Source organism: Denitrificimonas caeni (genome assembly GCF_905120345.1).
Classification (GTDB): domain Bacteria; phylum Pseudomonadota; class Gammaproteobacteria; order Pseudomonadales; family Pseudomonadaceae; genus Denitrificimonas; species Denitrificimonas caeni_A.
Map to the genome: position 1 here is coordinate 342,136 of NZ_CAJHOA010000003.1, position 19,660 is coordinate 361,795.

Annotated in this window: 16 protein-coding genes and 1 tRNA gene; 8 read left to right on the forward strand and 9 right to left on the reverse strand. The window is 47.5% G+C overall.

Annotation, left to right across the window (positions count from 1 at the left end):
- Nucleotides 1–272 precede the first annotated feature (272 nt).
- Nucleotides 273–1,418, reverse strand: a complete 1,146-nt coding sequence (locus JYJ62_RS07775) for a cytochrome P450 (protein ID WP_232365738.1) — start codon at nt 1,416–1,418, stop codon at nt 273–275.
- Nucleotides 1,419–1,674: 256 nt separating this feature from the next.
- On the opposite strand from JYJ62_RS07775, the gene phoB reads away from it, so the two are divergent.
- Together phoB and phoR are read left to right on the forward strand one after the other, a co-directional pair.
- On the forward strand, nt 1,675–2,364 hold the full coding sequence (phoB, locus tag JYJ62_RS07780; protein WP_205341636.1) for a phosphate regulon transcriptional regulator PhoB: 690 nt from the start codon (nt 1,675–1,677) through the stop codon (nt 2,362–2,364).
- Between the two features lie 24 nt (nt 2,365–2,388).
- Entirely contained in the window at nt 2,389–3,687 is a 1,299-nt protein-coding gene (gene phoR, locus JYJ62_RS07785; RefSeq protein ID WP_205341637.1) for a phosphate regulon sensor histidine kinase PhoR, read from the forward strand.
- Between the two features lie 52 nt (nt 3,688–3,739).
- Here the strand turns inward: phoR and phoU are convergent, their stop codons facing one another.
- The 5 genes from phoU to JYJ62_RS07810 form a co-directional block, all read right to left on the reverse strand.
- Complete coding sequence (gene phoU / locus JYJ62_RS07790) at nt 3,740–4,486, reverse strand: phosphate signaling complex protein PhoU (RefSeq protein ID WP_205341638.1); 747 nt, start codon at nt 4,484–4,486, stop codon at nt 3,740–3,742.
- Nucleotides 4,487–4,682: 196 nt separating this feature from the next.
- Nucleotides 4,683–5,519, reverse strand: coding sequence for a phosphate ABC transporter ATP-binding protein PstB (gene pstB, locus JYJ62_RS07795; RefSeq protein WP_205341639.1), 837 nt, complete (start codon nt 5,517–5,519; stop codon nt 4,683–4,685).
- A 32-nt stretch (nt 5,520–5,551) separates the two neighbouring features.
- Nucleotides 5,552–7,228, reverse strand: a complete 1,677-nt coding sequence (gene pstA / locus JYJ62_RS07800) for a phosphate ABC transporter permease PstA (protein ID WP_205341640.1) — start codon at nt 7,226–7,228, stop codon at nt 5,552–5,554.
- Between the two features lie 33 nt (nt 7,229–7,261).
- Nucleotides 7,262–9,538, reverse strand: a complete 2,277-nt coding sequence (locus tag JYJ62_RS07805; RefSeq protein WP_205341641.1) for an ABC transporter permease subunit — start codon at nt 9,536–9,538, stop codon at nt 7,262–7,264.
- A gap of 112 nt (nt 9,539–9,650) precedes the next feature.
- Nucleotides 9,651–10,619, reverse strand: coding sequence for a PstS family phosphate ABC transporter substrate-binding protein (locus JYJ62_RS07810; protein WP_420042828.1), 969 nt, complete (start codon nt 10,617–10,619; stop codon nt 9,651–9,653).
- 462 nt (nt 10,620–11,081) lie between these two features.
- On the opposite strand from JYJ62_RS07810, the gene JYJ62_RS07815 reads away from it, so the two are divergent.
- The 3 genes from JYJ62_RS07815 (at nt 11,082) to JYJ62_RS07825 (ending at nt 14,453) form a co-directional block, all read left to right on the forward strand.
- Entirely contained in the window at nt 11,082–12,599 is a 1,518-nt protein-coding gene (locus JYJ62_RS07815; RefSeq protein WP_205341642.1) for a diguanylate cyclase domain-containing protein, read from the forward strand.
- A 287-nt stretch (nt 12,600–12,886) separates the two neighbouring features.
- Entirely contained in the window at nt 12,887–13,522 is a 636-nt protein-coding gene (locus JYJ62_RS07820) for a c-type cytochrome (RefSeq protein WP_205341643.1), read from the forward strand.
- A gap of 10 nt (nt 13,523–13,532) precedes the next feature.
- The gene (locus JYJ62_RS07825; protein WP_205341644.1) at nt 13,533–14,453 is read left to right on the forward strand and encodes a c-type cytochrome; all 921 of its coding nucleotides are present in this window, start codon (nt 13,533–13,535) and stop codon (nt 14,451–14,453) included.
- A gap of 139 nt (nt 14,454–14,592) precedes the next feature.
- Here JYJ62_RS07825 and JYJ62_RS07830 read toward each other — a convergent pair whose 3' ends face one another.
- Entirely contained in the window at nt 14,593–14,973 is a 381-nt protein-coding gene (locus tag JYJ62_RS07830; protein ID WP_205341645.1) for a BON domain-containing protein, read from the reverse strand.
- Between the two features lie 207 nt (nt 14,974–15,180).
- Here JYJ62_RS07830 and JYJ62_RS07835 point away from each other — a divergent pair, with 207 nt between their 5' ends.
- The 3 genes from JYJ62_RS07835 (at nt 15,181) to JYJ62_RS07845 (ending at nt 18,464) form a co-directional block, all read left to right on the forward strand.
- Nucleotides 15,181–15,501, forward strand: a complete 321-nt coding sequence (locus JYJ62_RS07835) for a DUF883 family protein (RefSeq protein ID WP_205341646.1) — start codon at nt 15,181–15,183, stop codon at nt 15,499–15,501.
- Nucleotides 15,502–16,530: 1,029 nt separating this feature from the next.
- On the forward strand, nt 16,531–17,931 hold the full coding sequence (locus JYJ62_RS07840) for a Fic family protein (RefSeq protein ID WP_205341647.1): 1,401 nt from the start codon (nt 16,531–16,533) through the stop codon (nt 17,929–17,931).
- A 374-nt stretch (nt 17,932–18,305) separates the two neighbouring features.
- Nucleotides 18,306–18,464 carry a hypothetical protein gene (locus JYJ62_RS07845; RefSeq protein ID WP_205341648.1) on the forward strand — a complete coding sequence of 53 codons (159 nt, stop codon included), beginning with the start codon at nt 18,306–18,308 and terminating at the stop codon, nt 18,462–18,464.
- 240 nt (nt 18,465–18,704) lie between these two features.
- Here JYJ62_RS07845 and JYJ62_RS07850 read toward each other — a convergent pair.
- Nucleotides 18,705–18,781 (reverse strand) — tRNA-Met (locus JYJ62_RS07850).
- Between the two features lie 98 nt (nt 18,782–18,879).
- Nucleotides 18,880–19,632 (reverse strand): SDR family NAD(P)-dependent oxidoreductase, encoded by a 753-nt coding sequence (locus JYJ62_RS07855; protein WP_205341649.1) that lies wholly within the window; start codon nt 19,630–19,632, stop codon nt 18,880–18,882.
- Nucleotides 19,633–19,660: the final 28 nt, after the last annotated feature.

The window sequence follows — 19,660 nt, forward strand, 5'->3', positions numbered from 1 at the left end:
GGTAGAGGGCTAGCGCTGAGCGAGAGTGAAATGCTGCAGCTCAGTAGCGGGTAACGCGTGCATTTTAGTAGACCAATTTTAACAGGTCGATGGTCTGATGCGTTGTGCAGTTGCTTGTGCAAAAACAGGCGTAAGTTTAGCAGACTAGGCGCTCGATTCAATTGTTGTTCTGCGGCTTATGGATGTTTACGCTTTTTATGTCGTACTGATGATCAGTGTTTAGCATGAGTTAGCGGCATGCGGGTGTAAGGTATTATTCGCATACAACGAGCTTAGCCCAATATCACCGGCACATTTTGATAACCGCCTAGCGGAGGTTGTTCGCGTTGCAACGACTGATCGGGTGCCAGCGTAATGCTGCTGGTACACGCCAATAACGCTTGCGTGGCAATTCTGAGCTGCCACGTGGCCAGCAAGCGGCCAGGGCAGACATGTTTGCCAATACCGTAAACCAAGTTGTCCGCCGCGTGAGCGTGCGGAGCGAAAGTGTTATCGGCAAATACTGCGCTATCGCGGTTGGCTGAAGTCCAGTTCAATTGTACCCGAGCGCCGCTGGGTAATTGATGCTGACCTAGAGTGACAGGGCAGGTGGTGACGCGCCGGTTCGATACGAAAGGATCATCAATTCTCAGGATTTCATCAATTACTGCTTCCAGTTCAGTATCGGAGGCGCGACTCAAAGAGCCGATTTGCTGAGGATGCTGCAGTAGAAAGGCGACGATGACCCCAACACATAAAGCGATAGAGCCTAAATCACCGCCAGTCCAGTTGCGTAAAATAGACACTAACTCGGCTTCGCTTAATAGGCGCCCATCAACCTGCTCGCGGCACAAACGGCTGGTGAGATGATCCGCTGCGGCAAGGTCGTCGCTACTACGAAGCGGGCGAATGATGGACAGAATAATGTCATCAAAGTCTTGCGCAACCTGCGCCATTTTAGTGCTGTTTTGTGAGCGAGTAGCGCGGTGATTATCGCGCATCCATTGCAGCAGTTTCGGCTCTAATGCCGCAGGCCAGCCTAGCCAAGCGCACTGTGCGCGTACAGCAAATACGGCGCCAATGTCGCTGACGGCATTTAACGCGGTATTTTTAGGTAATGAGCTCATCAGTTCTGCTGCGATTTTTTTAAAAACCGGCAGGTAAGGGCTGAGAGCTTCACGACTCAGATGACGCTCGATGACTTCGCGAAAAAGGCGGTGTTGGTGACCATCGAGGCCATTAGGTACTTGTAAGAAGCGCGAGACCTGACTGGAAAAACGCGTGTCATCTAAAGCGGCGGCTTTTATATCGGCGTGGCGTAGCAGGATCCAGTCACCCGCTTCGTTTTTTACCACGTCATGTTGCTGACGCAGCGCATCGGTGAGCGTGCGTAAATCGCTATTAAGATTGGATACCTCGTTGGACAGATAAATAGTCATAGTCGATTCTTCATCAAAAGGGCATAGATATGTGCTGATCCGAAAGACAAATTTAGGGCAAATAGGTGGATATGGCGCTGACGACGATCAAGAATAATTAAGGCAGATTCTATCTGGCTGGGAAGCAGAGCATCCATAGCGCTATGGATGTCAGAGCGTATACTTAAACGGGTAAATACGTCTTGTCATCATTCTGTCATTTACAAAGGCTGTAATACGCATGACATAATTAAAGTGTGGACGATAGGATTAACCCATGACCGAGAAAACTGTGCTGATTGTTGATGACGAAGCGGCGATTCGGGAGATGCTTAGCGTTGCTTTACACATGGCCGGCTACCAGTGTTTAGAAGCGCAAGACGCGCAGACCGCGCACGCTTTAATCGTTGACCATCAGCCTGATATTATTTTGCTCGATTGGATGATGCCAGGCGTTAGCGGTATTGAATTAGCACGCCGCCTGAAACGTGATCCCGCCAGCGTTGATATTCCAATTATTATGCTGACCGCGCGCAGCGAAGAAGATAATAAAATCCAAGGCTTGGAAGCAGGTGCCGATGATTACATCACCAAACCTTTCTCGCCGCGCGAGCTGGTCGCACGCTTAAAAGCGGTGTTGCGACGTACGGCTAGTGCTGGTATTGATCAGCCGATCGAAGTGGAAGGCTTACGTTTAGACCCCAGTAGTCAACGCGTTAGCTCAGGAGACAGGGCGCTCGATATTGGCCCGACCGAGTTTCGTTTACTGCAGTTTTTTATGACCCACCCCGAGCGCGCCTACAGTCGCAGTCAATTACTTGATCAAGTTTGGGGGGGTAATGTCTATGTTGAAGAGCGTACGGTTGATGTGCATATTCGCCGTTTACGCCTTAATTTAGGGGTAAAACATAAGCACCTCGTGCAAACTGTGCGCGGTACCGGTTACCGCTTTTCAACCAAGGTGTAAACAGCTAATGGTCGGCCGTTCGTCATGAAACTATTGTTGCGAAAAGAAATACTGCGCCTCGTGGCGTGGCTGCTGTTAGGTGCAGTGCTGGGTTATTACTGGGATCAGCCGGCGCTGGGTGCAGCCGTTGCACTGTTAGTTTTACTCGGTCAGCATATTTGGCAATTACAGCGATTAGTGCGCTGGCTGCAAGCACCGCATGAGACGCCTCCTGAGGCTCAGCGACTCTGGGGCGAGGTGTTTGATGGTATCTACCATTATCAGCGTCGCCAAAAAGCTGATCAACAACAGTTGGCACAACTGCTTGAGCGTATTCAGGATTCGAGCCAAGCGCTGCGCGACGGTGTCGTTATGATTGATCATAAGGGTGACCTCGAGTGGTGGAATCATGCTGCAGAAAAACTCTTGGGTTTATCCGAAAGTAGCGATCGTGGACAACCCATCACCTACTTACTGCGCCATCCACAGTTTGTTGATTATTATGAAAGCCAAAACTATCAAGAACCCTTGGTACTGCCATCGCATCTCAATGAAGAGCATTTTTTAGAATATCAAATCACTCTCTTTGGCGAAAATGATCGTCTATTGTTGGTGCGCGACTGCAGTAAAATGAAAGGCCTCGAACGTATGCGCCAAGACTTTATTGCGAATGTCTCACACGAGTTACGCACACCGCTCACCGTGCTTTCTGGTTATTTAGAAACCTTCAGTGACTATGCCGAACAGTTGCCGACGCACTGGCAACGTGGCTTAACCTTGATGACCCAACAATCGGCGCGAATGGAGCACCTCGTCACTGATCTACTGACGCTCTCGCGTTTAGAAACCAGTGATTTTAAAGCCGAAGCGGAGCCGATCAATGTCGCTGAGTTATTGGCGGCGATTCGTGTCGATGCGCTGGCGCTATCTGGTCAGCAGCATCAAGTGCTGGTCGATGCAGATACGCAGTTGTATCTGCGTGGTTCAGCTAATGAGCTACGCAGTGCTTTTTCCAATTTGCTGTTTAACGCGGTGAAATATACGCCGCAGGGTAGCTGCATTGAACTGCGTTGGTATCACGATTCAGATGGTGCTTACCTCGAAGTAAAAGATGATGGTCCCGGAATTGATAGCAAACACTTAGCCTTTCTCACTCAGCGTTTTTACCGGGTCGACAGTAGCCGCTCCAGCCAAACCGGCGGCACAGGCTTGGGATTGGCGATTGTTAAACATGTGTTGTTACGCCATCAAGGACGCTTAGAGATCAGTAGTGTTGCAGAGCAGGGCAGTTGCTTTACCTGTCGTTTTCCACTCAGTCAAACCTTGCTGGGTCGTGCAGCGTAAGCCGTTATCTCGATCGCGCTTACACTGCATTACTAACGGGTTGATTGAGCGCTTAGTCAGCCGCTTGAGTCGATTCTCTGCGTAGGGCAATCGCCGCTTCGATTTGATCGATTTCGCGATAACGCACATCTTTGCCTTCAACCAAATAAATCACATATTCAGCCAAATTACTGGCGTGATCGCCGACCCGCTCTAATGAGCGTAGCACCCACATAATGCTCATTACTTGCGAGATCGAACGTGGGTCTTCCATCATAAAAGTGATCAAAGCACGTGTGGCTGAGCGGTATTCTAAGTCGACATTTTCATCTTCACGCAATACCGCTAGCGCCTGAGTACTGTCAAAACGGGCAAAAGCATTCAGTGCATCTTGCACCATCTGCCGCACATGATTGCCGAGATGGCGTACTTCAATATAACCGCACGGCGAAGCACCCTCCTCGGCTAATTTTAAAGTAGCACGCGCAACTTTGCTGGCTTCATCACCAATGCGCTCTAAATCAGCGGTGGCACGAATTACGGCCAAGACTAAACGTAAGTCCGACGCGGCCGGCTGACGGCGGGCAAGAATTTGCGTGCAGTATTCATCAATGTCTAACTGCAGTTGATTGACTTGGGCATCTTTGCCACGCACCTCGCTGGCTAAACGCGTATCGCCATCCAGTAACGACTGCACCGCATCCTTAACTTGCTGCTCAACCATACCGCCCATCTCTAGCAACTGGCTGCGGATTTCTTCCAGTTCTTGATTAAACTTCTGAGAAATATGGGTGCTATGTGCGTCTTGATTAATTTTCATAAAATGGATCCACCTGTGGCTTAAGTTCTTTATTTCAGCCGAACATGCATCGCGCTGACGTTAACTGCAGATTGCATTTCTCTTGTAGGAGGAGGCCATGCCTCCGAACAGCGGCGTACGCTTACACATGTTGTACGTCCCGGTTAAGTGCTATCGCAGGTATAGCCCGCTCTTACACAAGTGTTGCAACGGCTTCTTAGCCGTAACGTCCAGTAATGTAGTCTTCAGTCTGTTTGTTGGCTGGGTTAGTAAACAAGGTATCGGTGTTATCAAACTCCAGCAGTTGGCCTAAATACATAAACGCGGTGTAGTCGGACACGCGCGCGGCTTGCTGCATATTGTGGGTGACGATCACGATGGTGAAACGATCTTTTAAGTCGTTAAGCAACTCTTCGATTTTCAAGGTGGAAATAGGGTCCAGCGCTGATGCAGGCTCATCCAGTAGCAACACTTCTGGTTTGACCGCGATGGTCCGAGCAATCACCAAACGCTGCTGCTGGCCACCGGACATACCCAGCGCCGACTCATGCAAGCGGTCTTTGCTTTCATCCCAGATCGCGGCAGAACGCAGCGCCCATTCCACGGTTTCATCTAATAAGCGCTTATTCTTAATGCCTTGAATGCGTAAACCATAGGCGACGTTTTCATAAATGGTTTTCGGGAACGGATTGGGCTTTTGAAATACCATGCCAACGCGGCGGCGCAAATCGGCAACATCCACGCCTTTGGCGTAAATATTATGGCCATCAATCGTCACTTCTCCTTCAATACGTACGCCATCCACCAAGTCATTCATCCGATTAAACGAACGTAACAAGGTGGATTTACCGCAGCCCGATGGGCCAATAAATGCGGTAATGCGTTTTTTCGGAATTTGCATAGTGATGCCATTCAGCGCTTTGCTAGCCCCGTAGTACAGGTGCATATCTTTTACATCAATACAGGGCGTTTCATTGGCCAAGCTCAATTGCTGCGATTGCCGTCCGAGTGCGCTGAATTTCATCGCATGTGAAGCGGTTGTGGTCGAGTTCATGATGGCTGCCTTTTTATAAAATAAATCATCAATTACATATCCAGCGCACGGAATTTCTCGCGCAGACGGTTACGAATACCAATCGCGGTCAGGTTGAGCACCGCAATGACCACCACCAACATCAAGGCTGTGGCATACACCAAGGGGCGTGCGGCCTCGACGTTAGGGCTTTGAAAGCCAACATCGTAAATATGAAAACCTAAGTGCATAAATTTGCGTTCTAAGTGCAGGAACGGTGCATTAATATCCAGCGGTAAGTTTGGTGCCAGTTTGACTACACCGACTAACATCAGCGGTGCGACCTCACCGGCGGCGCGCGCTACTGCGAGAATCACCCCAGTCATCATCGCTGGACTGGCCATCGGAATCACTACGCGCATTAGCGTTTCAAATTTTGTCGCACCTAAGGCCAACGAGCCTTCACGCACTGAACGTGGAATCCGTGACAGACCTTCTTCGGTGGCGACAATCACCACCGGTAGTGTTAGCAACGCTAAGGTTAACGAAGCCCACAATAAACCTGGGGTACCAAAGGTTGGCGAAGGTAAAGCTGGGGCATAAAACAGCTGATCTAAACTGCCACCCAAAAAGTAGACAAAAAAGCCTAAACCAAACACGCCGTAAACAATGGATGGCACACCGGCGAGGTTATTCACGGCAATGCGAATAATCCGTGTGATCAGCCCTTGGCTGGCATACTCACGTAAATACACCGCAGCAACCACTCCGAAGGGGGTGACGATCAGCGACATAATCATCACCATCAACACGGTGCCAAAGATCGCTGGAAAAATACCGCCCTCGGTATTGGCTTCACGCGGATCATCGGAAACAAACTCCACCAGTTTGAGAATATAGTGCTGAGTTTTCTCTAATAAGCTCAGCGAGTTGGGCTGGTACAGGCGTACGATTTCACTAAAGTTAACCTCTTTTGCCTGGCCATCTGCTGTCATTAACATCAAGGTATCGCGCTTGAACGGCGTATACAGCGCCATCAGTTCGGCTTCTTGGTTGGCATAATCGGCTTGCAGCAGCGTTTTTTCAGCGTGCAGTTGCGCTAGGTTTTCCGCTGTATTCTGGCCCTTGAGTTGCAAGCTGCGCTCTTCTAAACGCAATTGTTCTAACGCATAGTTAATCGCACCAATCGCGCCGCTCTCTAAACCTTTAATTTTCTGATAAATCACCGTGGCGCGCTCGGCTCTGCGTAGTACCTCATCCCAGAGCTGGTTTTCAGCTGGGCTTTGCTCAGCAATTAATTTTCCATTTTCTTTAATACCAACAATGTAGCCATAGAAATTACCCCATTCGCGTCGCTCAAGGGCAATGGCTTGTTTGGGGTACTGCAGGTCACTGAGTTGATGCTCTAAGACCCAGCGAAAGTCCGAACCATAGACCTCACGGTTGCCGACTTTAATCAGTTGCCGATCGAGAATCTGTAGCCCTTCAGGCACCGGCAGCCCAGCATTACGAATCTGCTCAGCGGTGACTTGCTCACGCTGCACCCGCTCACCGAGCACCGGCATCTGTAGGCCTTGGCTATCGGTATATTTGTACTCTTGCAAACTGGCCGGCCAAAAATGTACCAAACCACGCGAGGCAATCACACCGAGTAATCCCAACACCAACACCACGCTGATCGCTACCGCACCGGCATTCAGCCACACCCAAGGGCTACCACTGGCGACCCATTTTTTCAGCGAAACCTGCATATTGTTTGCTCCCAAACCTGTATCAATGCTGTATTAAAGCGTGCTGTATTTTTTACGCAGTCGTTGTCGCACCAGATCCGCCAAGGTGTTCACCACGAAGGTAAATAAGAACAACACCAAGGCTGCCAGAAATAAAATGCGGTAATGGCTGCTGCCGAGTGCTGACTCGCCCATTTCTACAGCGATATTGGCCGCCAGAGTGCGCATGCCTTCAAAGATATTGGCATTCATAATTGGCGTATTACCGGTCGCCATCAAGACAATCATGGTCTCGCCTACGGCACGGCCCATACCAATCATCACCGCTGAAAAGATACCGGGGCTGGCGGTGGGTAATACCACTCGAACCAAGGTTTGCCAAGGCGTTGCCCCGAGTGCTAAAGAGCCATGGCTCAAAGATTTCGGCACACCAAATAAGGCATCTTCAGCAATTGAATAAATCGTTGGGATCACCGCGAAACCCATGGCAAAGCCCACCACCATGGCGTTGCGTTGGTCAAAATCAATGCCTATATCATTACTCAGCCAATTGCGCATATCACCATCAAAAAACCATAGCTCTAGCGGCTGGCTTAAGCTGAAAGACAACCAACCCAGCAGCGCCACCAATGGAATCAAGATCACCACATGCCAACCCTCTGGGATGACATCACGCAGACGGTCCGGTAGCTGTGCCCAAGCAAAAGAAAACGCCATAATGCCCAGTGGGATGATCAGTAGCACCGCAAACACGCCGGGCAGGTGGGTTTCCATAAAGGGTGCTAAAAACAAACCGGCAAAGAATCCTAAAATAACCGTCGGCAAGGCTTCCATCAATTCAATCACGGGTTTGATTTTGCGGCGTACAGCAGGTGCCATAAAGTAGGCGGTGTACATCGCGCCACACACAGCCAGCGGCACCGATAGCAACATCGCGTAGAACGCCGCTTTTAGTGTGCCGAAAGCTAGCGGTGTCAGACTGAACTTTGGCTCAAATTCGGTAGATGCTGAAGAAGACTGCCAAGTGTATTGTGGTTCGCTATAGCCTTCGTACCAGACCTTGCCCCACAGTGATTTCAATGAGGTTTCTGGATGCGGGTTGTCGATGGCATAACGATGGAAAACACCTTGCGTGTCCTGCATGAGTAACATGGATGCACGCGGGGCTAAGGCGGCGAGTAAAGGTGCGCCGCTCAGTAGTGGTTGATCAATGGCTTTCTTTTCTGCGGTGGTATTGAAAATGCCCACGCGGCCCGTGCTATCAATCGCCACAAAACCTTTGCGGCGTTGCTCGGCTTCCAAGACTTTAATCGGCGCATCAGCTAATTTCAACGTGCGGATTTTAGTCAGCTGCTGCTGATTATGCTCATCACGCACCATAAAAAACTGAGTGATCTGCCCTTGTGAATCACCGACTAACAATGATTGCTGCGCCAGTTGAAAAACCATCTGCGTCACCTGTTGTCCTGGAGCAACCAAGGGCAGGGTGTGCAGCAGCTGAATATTTTGCAGATCTCTGGCGTTATACACATCCAAGCGCCCGCTGTGATGCAGAGCAAAGATAAAGTGGTGATCGGGGGCAATCAGTAAACGCTGGTACAACGTGCTGCTGGGAAAATCGATAGGCTGCAGAGTTTCTTCTACTTCACCGCTGATAAAGTCAGTGCGCTGGCGCAACAACGCCATCACAATTTGTCCGTCACCGACCAAGCCAGCCAGTAACATGCCATCCGGGGATTGTTGTTGGGTAATCGCAGTCAGCGGTCGTTGTTGTGGATCCAGCTGCAAGGTCTTGCCGTTAAACAATTGGGTGACCTGCGGCTTAACCCCTAAACGTTGCCCTTCGCTATCAAAGGCGACTTTAAAGGTGGTCGCCACGGCCAATGCTTGGCCATTACTCAGACCTAGCAACAAGGTGTCATCGCCGGGCGTTTTGACCTTTAGACTGGTAATGGTCGCGTCAGGCAGCGCCAGTTGTTGCTCGAATAAAGGCTCGCCGTTTTTCGCATTGATAAAGAGTAACTGACCGCTTTCAGTCAGCAACGCGGCAATTTCATTCTGCTCTTCAGTAAACATCGTGAGGATTGTGCTGGAGCGTGCTGGCTCAGACAGTGCAAAACTACTTTCTTGCTGGATACTGGCGCTTTTAAACAGCGGCACCACTTCATAGAGCAGATAAAAGAAAATCAGCGTGATGGCGGCGATCACACTCAAACCTCCGAGCGCAATCGCACGTTGTGCAAATCTATCTTTCCAAGCACGGAATTTACGACGAGCGCGAATACGCGGGCTGTTTAACTCCTGCTCGAGTAGCGACGATATATCCTGCATAGCCTGACCCTTGAACGAAACGTTGCATGCACTTTAAGACGTTTGTGTGACAGTAAAATGACAAATAGAAAAAGGGGCCTAAGCCCCTTTTTTGTATCGACCTAAGATCTATCTATAAATCGAGATCTTTATGCAGACGCGCAACCACAGCTGCTGGCAATGGCACGTAACCATCGCGGTTCACCACTTCTTGGCCTTGCTTAGATAACATCAACTTAACAAACTCACGATCTAGCGGTGCTAAGGCTTGATTAGGGCGTTTATTGACATACACATAGAGGTAGCGTGACAGTGGGAAACTACCCGAAGCAGCCTGTTCCGGTGTGGCTTCGATAAAGGCTTCGCCCTCTTTAGTTGCCAAAGGCACTGCGCGTACAGATGAGGTGCGATAGCCAATGCCAGAATAGCCAATCGCGTTCAAAGACGACGAGACTGACTGCACGACTGAGGCTGAACCTGGCTGCTCATTGACGTTGTTTTTAAAGTCGCCTTTGCATAAGGCGTTATCTTTAAAGTAGCCATAAGTCCCTGATACCGAGTTACGACCGTACAGCTGAATCGGACGCTCAGCCCATGCACCGGTTAGGCCTAAATCACCCCAGCGGGTAATATCCTTGCCAGTACTGCAACGACGCGTTGACGAGAAAATAGCATCCACTTGCGCAATCGTTAGCCCAGCAATCGGGTTGTCTTTATGCACGTAGACGGCCAAGGCATCAATTGCTACAGGGACAGCCGTCGGGCGGTAGCCGTGGCGCTCTTCAAAGGCTTGAATTTCGCTGTCCTTCATCATCCGTGACATCGGACCCATATTCGCCGTGCCTTCGGCCAGGGCTGGCGGTGCAGTAGAAGAGCCTGCAGCTTGGATCTGAATATTCACATTGGGATAATTCTTTTTGTATTCTTGCGCCCACAACGTCATCAGGTTCGCTAACGTATCTGAGCCGATACTGGTTAAATTGCCTGAAATACCACTGGCACGTACATAGTCGGGCAGCTCTGCATCCACCGCAGCGCTGACAGATAATGTTGCGAACGCTGTACAAAGACTGAGCGCCGTAGCAAGTGCTTTCATTTTCACGGTCATAGATAACTCCGATTGATTCACCAAGCTGAACTGGCACATCTGTACCAGCACGGAAGCCTGCGCCATCCGATGACTGCATACTAAGGGGCTTAAATGACAGTTTAATGAAACCACGTTGCTACGTGTCAGGTCAGTCGGCTAAAGGGCTGAAAGAATTAAATCAGTCGCTAGATTACACCGTGCTTTCTTGAATAATTTTCTTGCGAGAGCAGGATTTGAACCTAGACTCTTCGAGTTATGATTGGCTAAGGATGTTCTTGAGTCGCTCTTTTAGATGGTTTTAAGAGCATGCTTTAGAGTCATTTTGGGCTGGATGTGGCCGCTATCAGAATCAGTACACCTCTTAGATATTTTTGCTAATATCAACTCATTTAGGCTTGTATACATAATTGTTTATATATCATTCTATATGCTGAGGTCATCACTTGTGCTCGTGATTCTATTGGGAAAAAACATATGAACTCAAACGACAAGCATGTATTACGTCTATTGGTTGACGATTATTTACGTATGTATGCCACCCGTAATGGTGACCCCATAGACTATTTCAGCGAAGATTTTTCGGGCTTTACCTGTGATGGTGATTTTCTAGTCAAAAATTGTGAGAACTGGCTTACTGTTCCACACCCTGGTTTTACTCAGGTCAACGAGCCTCTGCGTATTGAGCGCAAAGAATTGCTCATTCAATCTCTAACAGAGGCTATCGCTGTAACAACGGGTTTGCTCACTGTTCATCTGCCGATCGGAGAACAAGCCCCACTCGTCAAAACTGTTCGTTTAGTGTTGATATTTCGCAAGGAATCGAGCGGCTGGAAAATTTCTCACAGCAGCCATTCGATCCCATATGACAACATTAAAGATAGCGACGTTCTAGCGCTGTGGGAGCTCGAGCAGCGTAATCAGATGTTAGAAAAACAGATTGTCGAACAAACCAAACAGCTCGCTGAGATCAATAACCAACTCCAGGTTACTAATGAGAAACTTGCACAAACGATTGTAGAAAACCAGCACGCGCAAGATGACTTGCGCAAAAGCGAAGCTCATTTCCGCATGATGACTGAGAATGCTGTTGATGTTGTCTGGAAGCTGGATGCTGAATATCGCTTCACTTATATCAGTCCCGCTGATGAAAAACGCCGCGGCTACAGCGCTGCTGAAGTGTTAGGTCACCACGTCTTTGAAATGTTTGATAGCGAGGGAATTGCATCAATCAAAAGGGCCGCCCAACAAAGGCTGGCGGCTGAAGCACGGGGGATACCACTAACTGACGTCACATTCGAAGCGAGACATAGATGTAAAGATGGCCGCTGGATATGGGGGGAAATATGCTACAACCCCGAGCTTGATTCTGAGGGTAACGTGATTGGCTTCTATGGTATCTCTAGAGTCATAACTGAGCGCAAGCAGATCCAAGACCAAGTGCGTCAATTGGCTTTTTACGACCCGCTAACTAAGTTGGCGAATCGCAATTTGCTTAATGATCGTTTGAGCCACGCCATGGCTGCCAGTAAGCGCAACGCATGCTATGGCGCACTGATTTTTCTTGATCTGGATAATTTTAAACCGATTAACGACTCTCATGGCCATATTGCTGGTGATGTCTTGCTGATTGAAGTGGCGCAACGCTTGAAACAATGTGTGCGTGAAGTTGACACGGTTGCCCGTTTTGGAGGGGATGAATTTATTGTTGTACTCAGTGAGTTAAGTACAAACGAAGCGCTCTCGTATCAACAAGCACAGGGTGTTGCAGAGAAAATCCGCATTTCTCTGGCAGATCTTTATCAGTTGACGGTTAATTATGATGGCAAGGTCAGTACCGCTATCGAACACTCATGCACGGCGAGTATCGGCGTCGTATTGTTCTTGGGGCAAGAGGTCGGCATTGAAGATTTATTCAAACACGCTGATACGGCGATGTATCAGGCCAAAGACAGTGGACGTAATGCCATACAGTTTTACAAACCTGCAGAGTAAGGACCCTGTGATGACTACGAGCGAGTTGCAACATGAATAACACAAAGTCAGTGCTCCTGAAATACTAGGCACAGTGTCAGTTAATGAGGCCAATGGTCTAGCTAAAGGTTTACTAAATAACTTTAAGTTCTTAGACTATACTAACTAAGTCTAAGGCGTTGAGCTGCTATTAATAAAAACTAAAAAGCTTATCGAGTCAAAGCAAGCGTCGTATGTCAATGGATCGTTCACAAACCTTATTACACACTGCATCGCAATTCATTTTGTAACTTGCGAGGAGATACCCTATGCGTGCATTTAAACACCTGATTTATGGTGGCTTATTAGCTGCTGCTATCAGTCCAGCAATGGCTGATGACGGTGAGAAAATCTATAAACAAGGCGGCTCTCAACCGGGCGCTTTAGCGTGTGTCACCTGTCACATGCCCGATGGTAAAGGTATGGATGCCGGTGGCTTCCCTAAAATTGCTGGTGATTCGGCAGTGTATTTATCCAAGCAAATCCATGACTTTAAAAAAGGCTTGCGTGAAAACGCGATCATGCTGCCTATTGCCAGCGCATTAACTGAAGAAGAAATTAAAGCCGTCACTCAATACATGTCGAGTCTTGATAAGGTGCAAGTACCTGAAATCACTCGCGCAAAAACACCTGAGGGTTTAGGTGAGCAGTTGGCTATTCGTGGTGACTGGAGCCGTTCTATTCCTGAGTGTGTTGCGTGTCATGGGCCGGGTGGTGTCGGTGTTGGTGATACGTTCCCACCGCTGGCCGGGCAGGGCGCAAAGTACTTGGCAGCTCAGCTGCATGCATGGCAGCAAGGAACTCGTAAAAACGATCAAAACGATTTAATGGGCCATATTGCGCGCTCACTCACCGAAGAAGAAATCATTGCCGTGGCTGATTACTTTGCTGGTCTTGGTAAATAAGGAGCAAACCATGAAAAAATTATTAGTCAGTATTTTTGCTCTAACCGCTATCAGCACTGCTATTGCGGCACCTATTGCAATGGAAGATCAGTCGCAATTAAAGCCTGCTCCGTCCAAAGCAGAGAGCGAGCAATATCACCTGCCTCCATTAGAAGCGGACTTGCCGGATAATGCTTTTGGTGTAATGGTGCGTAAAGGTCATGCCATCTTTGTTGACACTAAGCGTCAAGTGCCAGAGTTGGTGGGTAACGGGTTGAACTGTGTGAACTGTCACCTCGATCAAGGCCGTCTAGCAAATTCTGCACCGATGTGGGGCGCGTATACGATGTACCCTGCGTATCGTAAGAAAAATGACAAAGTAAATACTTATGCAGAGCGCATTCAAGGTTGCTTCCAATTCAGTATGGATGGCACACCGCCTGCCGCAGACAGTGAGACAATGACTGCACTGACAACATTCTCCTACTGGTTAGCGACCGGTGCCCCTTCAGGGGTGAAAACACCAGGAAGTGGCTATCCTGACGTTGCACAACCAGAAGGCGGTTATGACATTGCCAACGGTAAGAACATTTATGCTGAGCAATGTGCTGTTTGTCACAGCGCTGATGGTTTAGGCCAAAAAGTAGGGGAAAACTACGTATTCCCACCGCTATGGGGTAAAAGCTCATTTAACTGGGGTGCCGGAATGCACCGCATTAACACGGCAGCATCTTTCATCAAAGCGAATATGCCTTTAGGTAAAGGTGGCACCTTGAGCGATAAAGAGGCATGGGATGTTGCGGCATTTATGAACAGCCATGAACGCCCACAAGACCCACGTTTAGTGGAGGGTGACATTGAAAAGACTCGAGTTAAGTTCCACGCGAACGATGGTGTAAACCTCTATGGCGAAACAGTCAATGGCGTGTTAATCGGTCAGGGTGTTAAGTGACTGTCTTAATCAGCTAAGAGACAAAACTGCTGCATAAACACCCCAAGAGCTTGGCTAATCAGCCGGCCTCTTGGGGTTTTTTTATGTCTAAATAATACGCGAGTACTTTAAACGTCACTGCTTGCGATTAAACGACTCTTTAATTCCGGATTTTCAATTCGTCAGAGTTGACACTGTTAACACCTGGAATTGCTTTAGCTTTACTAATTGCCATCTCGCGTTGTGCTTCTGTAGAAACCTCACCTGATAATGAAACGTCCCCGTTCTCAGTTTTCACGACAATGGCTGTATCACGAAAGTCTTTTTTATTCGAGAAGCTTGAATTCACTTCGTTCGTAATCGTGCTGTCTCTAGACATATCATGATCTTTACCACTGTCTGGGTCTTGTTCCGCACCAAAAGGGCTAGGGCTATCTTGACGTGAGGTGCCTACGTCATTGGCAATTGCGAGTGTTAATGACATGCTCAAGACCGCTGTCAGCACAAAAAGACCAGCATTTTTAGAGTTTATTATTTTCATCTTCTTATCCTCTGAACATATTAAAGCTACAATAATAGCTTCTGTCTTTGTTTGCTTTAGAGAAAAAAATATAATTTTGGTTCAAACTAGCCGATGAACGGTTATTAGTAATACTCCACATGTAATATGCTTAGTTTTAAAAGTTGACAAAAATATCTATTTAAGTTTAGTGTAAGCTACGTTGTTCTAAAAAAGAGGATACAAATAATGGCTAAGCAAACTACAAATATAAGTAAAAAAGATAATCAGTTGTCGACAGATTTTAAAGCTCTCGTTGCTGATACTGAGCAATTATTAAAACACTCCGCTGAACTGACTGGTGACAAAGCTGAAGAGCTACGCGGACAGATAAGTTCTAGCTTGCAACGTGCACGTGACGCGCTCATTTCAACAGAGCAGGCTGTGCTTGAACGCAGTAAAGAGACGCTTCATGACGGCGAAGAATACGTTCGTAAGCACCCCTTAAAAGCCTTAGCTATCGGTACTGGAATTGGTTTTCTATTAGGTTTACTGGTGTGCAAGCGTTAATGGTCATTAGTGAATAAATACGTTATTGAAACACCTTATGGGCGTAGTTATGAGTGTGGGTAGAGTTGAGAGATAAAATAACTGTTATACGGATTGGATACAGAATTTATTAAAAGTTTTCTGTATAGGTTGTGATATCTATTATTTATATTTAAATATTATAAGGCGGCTTGATGAAAACCTAGATTGGTATTCATCAAGCCGTTTATTGAATGTTAAAGTATTTATAAGTCATCTTGCTTTTTAATACGTTAATAAATCCAGTTGCAAAAACATTGATAGATAATTTATAAACTATTAGTCTTGATATTTTTAACACCTTCACTGCTTCAGATTTATGAGTCGTTATAGTGCGTTGTACTCATGTAGAAACCATCACCTGATAGCCGGCATCTCGCATTCTTCTTGTCATAGGTATAAGAGTTTTTGTCGGTAGAGTGAACAAGGCGTTCAACATGATGCCTTTTGAAAAAGGTACGTGCAGGGCTCGGAGCTGCTTTATTGCTGCTGGGAGCAAAAAGCTATAGGCATAAAAAAACCCCTAACTTATTTAAAGTTAGGGGTTTAGTATCTGGTTGCGGGAGCAGGATTTGAACCTACGACCTTCGGGTTATGAGTTCGTAACCATCGTATACGTCTCTAATGTACATAAACCCACACCTCTTGCTAATCAAGGGCTAGCGGCTAGCCTAACCCTTCACCACTGATTTACAAATCTTTATAAGTTAGAAATATTCCTCACGAAATTTTAGCTGAATTTGTACATATTCTCGGGCAATGCTCATGACTGTCGCCCGAATTTGGGTGCTATTCACTCGATTAATGATCGTCCATTTAGGTCGTCAGGCGCTTATGTTGTGGAGGCGTTAATCTATCGATGGTTAGGTGATAAGCTGTTCGTACTGCACATATATGAGCAGTGTCATGGCCAGCTAATAGACACGTATAAAGAAGCAGTATGGGTCGCTTATTGTTACTGGTACTTCAATTCTCAGCCGCCACCACCCAGATGAGTCAGGAACCTCCTCAATGAAAGAATCACAACAGACCGAGTTTAAACGTCAATGGAAAGACGAATGTCTTAAATGGATCAGCGCATTTGCCAACGCAGAAGGTGGTGTTCTGATGGTCGGTTATGACGATCATGGACAAGTGGTTGGCGTCGAAAAGGCCAGTAAATTGTTGGAAGATATCCCCAATAAAATTCGCGACATACTTGGCATCGTTGTGGATGTGAATCTCAAAATTACTGACGACCTAGAAGTATTACACATTCAAGTACCTGCTTACCCCTATCCAGTGAGCTATAAGGGTGAATACCATTACCGTAGCGGTAGCACTAAGCAAGAACTTAAAGGTGCAGCACTGGACCGCTTTCTGCTTCGCAAACAAGGTTTGCATTGGGATGCCGTTCCTTTGCCAGGGCTTGAAGTCGGCAGCCTAGATACCGCTACTTTTAAGAAATTTAGCGAGCTGGCGATCAACAGCCAGCGTTTGCCAGCAAGCATCGTCAATGACAGTCTCCAGTTGCTACTAGAACGCTTACGCTTAACTCAGAATCATTACTTAAAACGCGCTGTTGCTTTACTGTTTCATCCTGACCCTGAGCGGTTTGTTACAGGCGCATGCATTAAAATCGGTGCTTTTGGCGTTAATGATGCTGACTTGCTGCATCATGATGAAGTCGTCGGCAATCTGTTTACCCAGATTGAAAATACCATCGAAGTACTCAAGCTTAAATACTTAAGAGCCTTAATTAGCTATGACGAGCTCTACCGCAAAGAAAGCTATCCTGTTCCTCTGGCTGCTTTGCGTGAAGCTCTTTTAAACGCTGTAGTTCATAAAGATTATGCAAGCGCAACCGCTATTCAAGTTAGTGTGTATCCTGACAAGCTCATGATTTGGAATCCCGGCCATCTGCCAGAAAACTGGACGCTAGATAAGCTGATGTCCAAACATGCGTCATGCCCATTTAACCCAGATATCGCCAACACGTTTTTTCGCGCAGGCTTAATCGAGTCGTGGGGGCGCGGCATAGAACGCATTATTGATACGTGTAAGCAGGGAAACTATCCCGCGCCAAAATGGCAGCTTGAGCCTGGTGGATTATGGGTTATTTTTGAGTTTCCTAAAGCGTATGTCCGCCAACTCATAGATGAAACCGGACAAGCTACCCCACCAGTCACCCCACCAGTCACCCCACCAGTTGCAACCTTGTTAAAACTACTGGCTGACAAAGGCGAGCAAGGTAATGCTGAGGTTCGTGAGGCTATGCAGCTTAAGGACCGCAGACACTTACGCGATCACTATATCAATCCCGCATTAGAGCAAGGGTTAATTGAATACACTCTGCCTGACAAGCCTACTAGCTCTAAGCAAAAGTACAGAATTACTACGCTGGGTATGAAACGTTTAAATAATAAAGTGTAGGAGCAGTGCTTAAAACGTTGATTGGCTCGATCAGTCATGAGCGCAAAGCTATTATTTCAACACTCACTAATAGCTTTGAAGGCTGCCTAAAGCTTGAGTTTTGTACCTAGCTGATTCAAGCGCATAATATTATTACGCCGCTGCTCACTACCATAGCCGTGACGCGGGTATTGAGTACACCATTGATCTAAACCAACGCTTTGCCGCGATAGACCGCATAACCAAATAATATGATTTGTGAATTTGTGAATTTGTGAATTTGGGATGGTGAGGCGAGCAAATATCACTACATTGAGTTTAAAGCTCCCTTTGCCAATACAAACCAAGGCGTGCTCATGCAAAACGCTGCTTATAACTATTAGTATATGTCGCACTTGAAAGCTTCAACAGAGTTAGTGGCTACAGGCAGTGCTATCATTATTGGTGTGGATTTTTTAGACAACCCAGCAGTTGTTGGTGTCCAAGATGCTCCTGTCGATTCGCATCCTGCGCCGGATCCAACGATCCCGCTCAACGCAGTGCTGATAGGGTAGCCACTGGCAATACCAAAGTAGTTTATCCACCCGCGTAAATATTGGCTGAAGGCACGTGAGAAAACAGCAGTGCCCCAAGAAGACTTACGGTCAAAATCCGTCAAAGCAAAAAACCTGAAATTTCAAAATGGGCACGCCCAGGGCACGGTTTGGGCACGGAGGCTTTTTAGACGGCTTTAAAGCACGGAATTACAGGCATAAAAAAAGCCCTAACTCATTGAAAGTTAAGGCTTTTAAAATTGGTTGCGGGAGCAGGATTTGAACCTACGACCTTCGGGTTATGAGCCCGACGAGCTACCAGACTGCTCCATCCCGCGCCGATAAGTATACGCACTTTTCGAGATGTGTCAAAACTTATTTTAAAATCAATCGTTTAGCAGTGATTTTATTTACGACTTGAGGTGATAAACAATCTTTATGCGGTTAGAGAGCCGCCGTTTAAGGGTAATACTTGCCCTGTGACCCAGGAGGCTTCTTTAGAAGCAAAGTAGGCGACACCTGCACCAACGTCGTCTGGACTGCCTGCGCGCGGTACAAAACAGGTTTTCTTAGCCAGCGCATCAGAGTCCCAGTTGTTCATGGTGCCAAGCGATAAGGCATTGACGGTGATACCTGAACGACCCGTTTCTGCTGCGAGATGGCGAATAAAGCCAACCGCTCCGGCTTTTGATGCGGCATAAGCAGCAATACCCATGGGTAAGCCCGCGCGCCATGATTCTGAGGTGATGGCAATTACCCTGCCGTAACCGCGTTCGACCATGCCCGGAACGGTTGCATGACAGGCATTCATCAGACCAAACATATTAAGGTCAACAAATTTTTGCCAATCATCGGGTGTTGATTCCAGAAACTTTTTGTAGCCCATACCATCGGTGGGTACGCCGGCGTTGGACACCAGAATATCGATAGCACCGATTTCTTCAGTCACTTTAGCGACCATCGCGGCGACTTGCTGATAATCAGTAATATCGGCGGGCGCAGCAAAGGCGTCAATACCTTCTTTACGCAGTTCAGCAACGGTTTCTTCGGCGCGTTCAGCATAAAAATCATTTACTACCACTTTGGCGCCGAGGCGACCCAGCATTCGCGCGATACCAACACCCATGCCGCGACCCGCACCGGTGACCAGTGCGATTTGTCCTGTTAATCCGAATATTGTCTGTGACATTAAATGACTCCGTATTGTTTTTAGTATG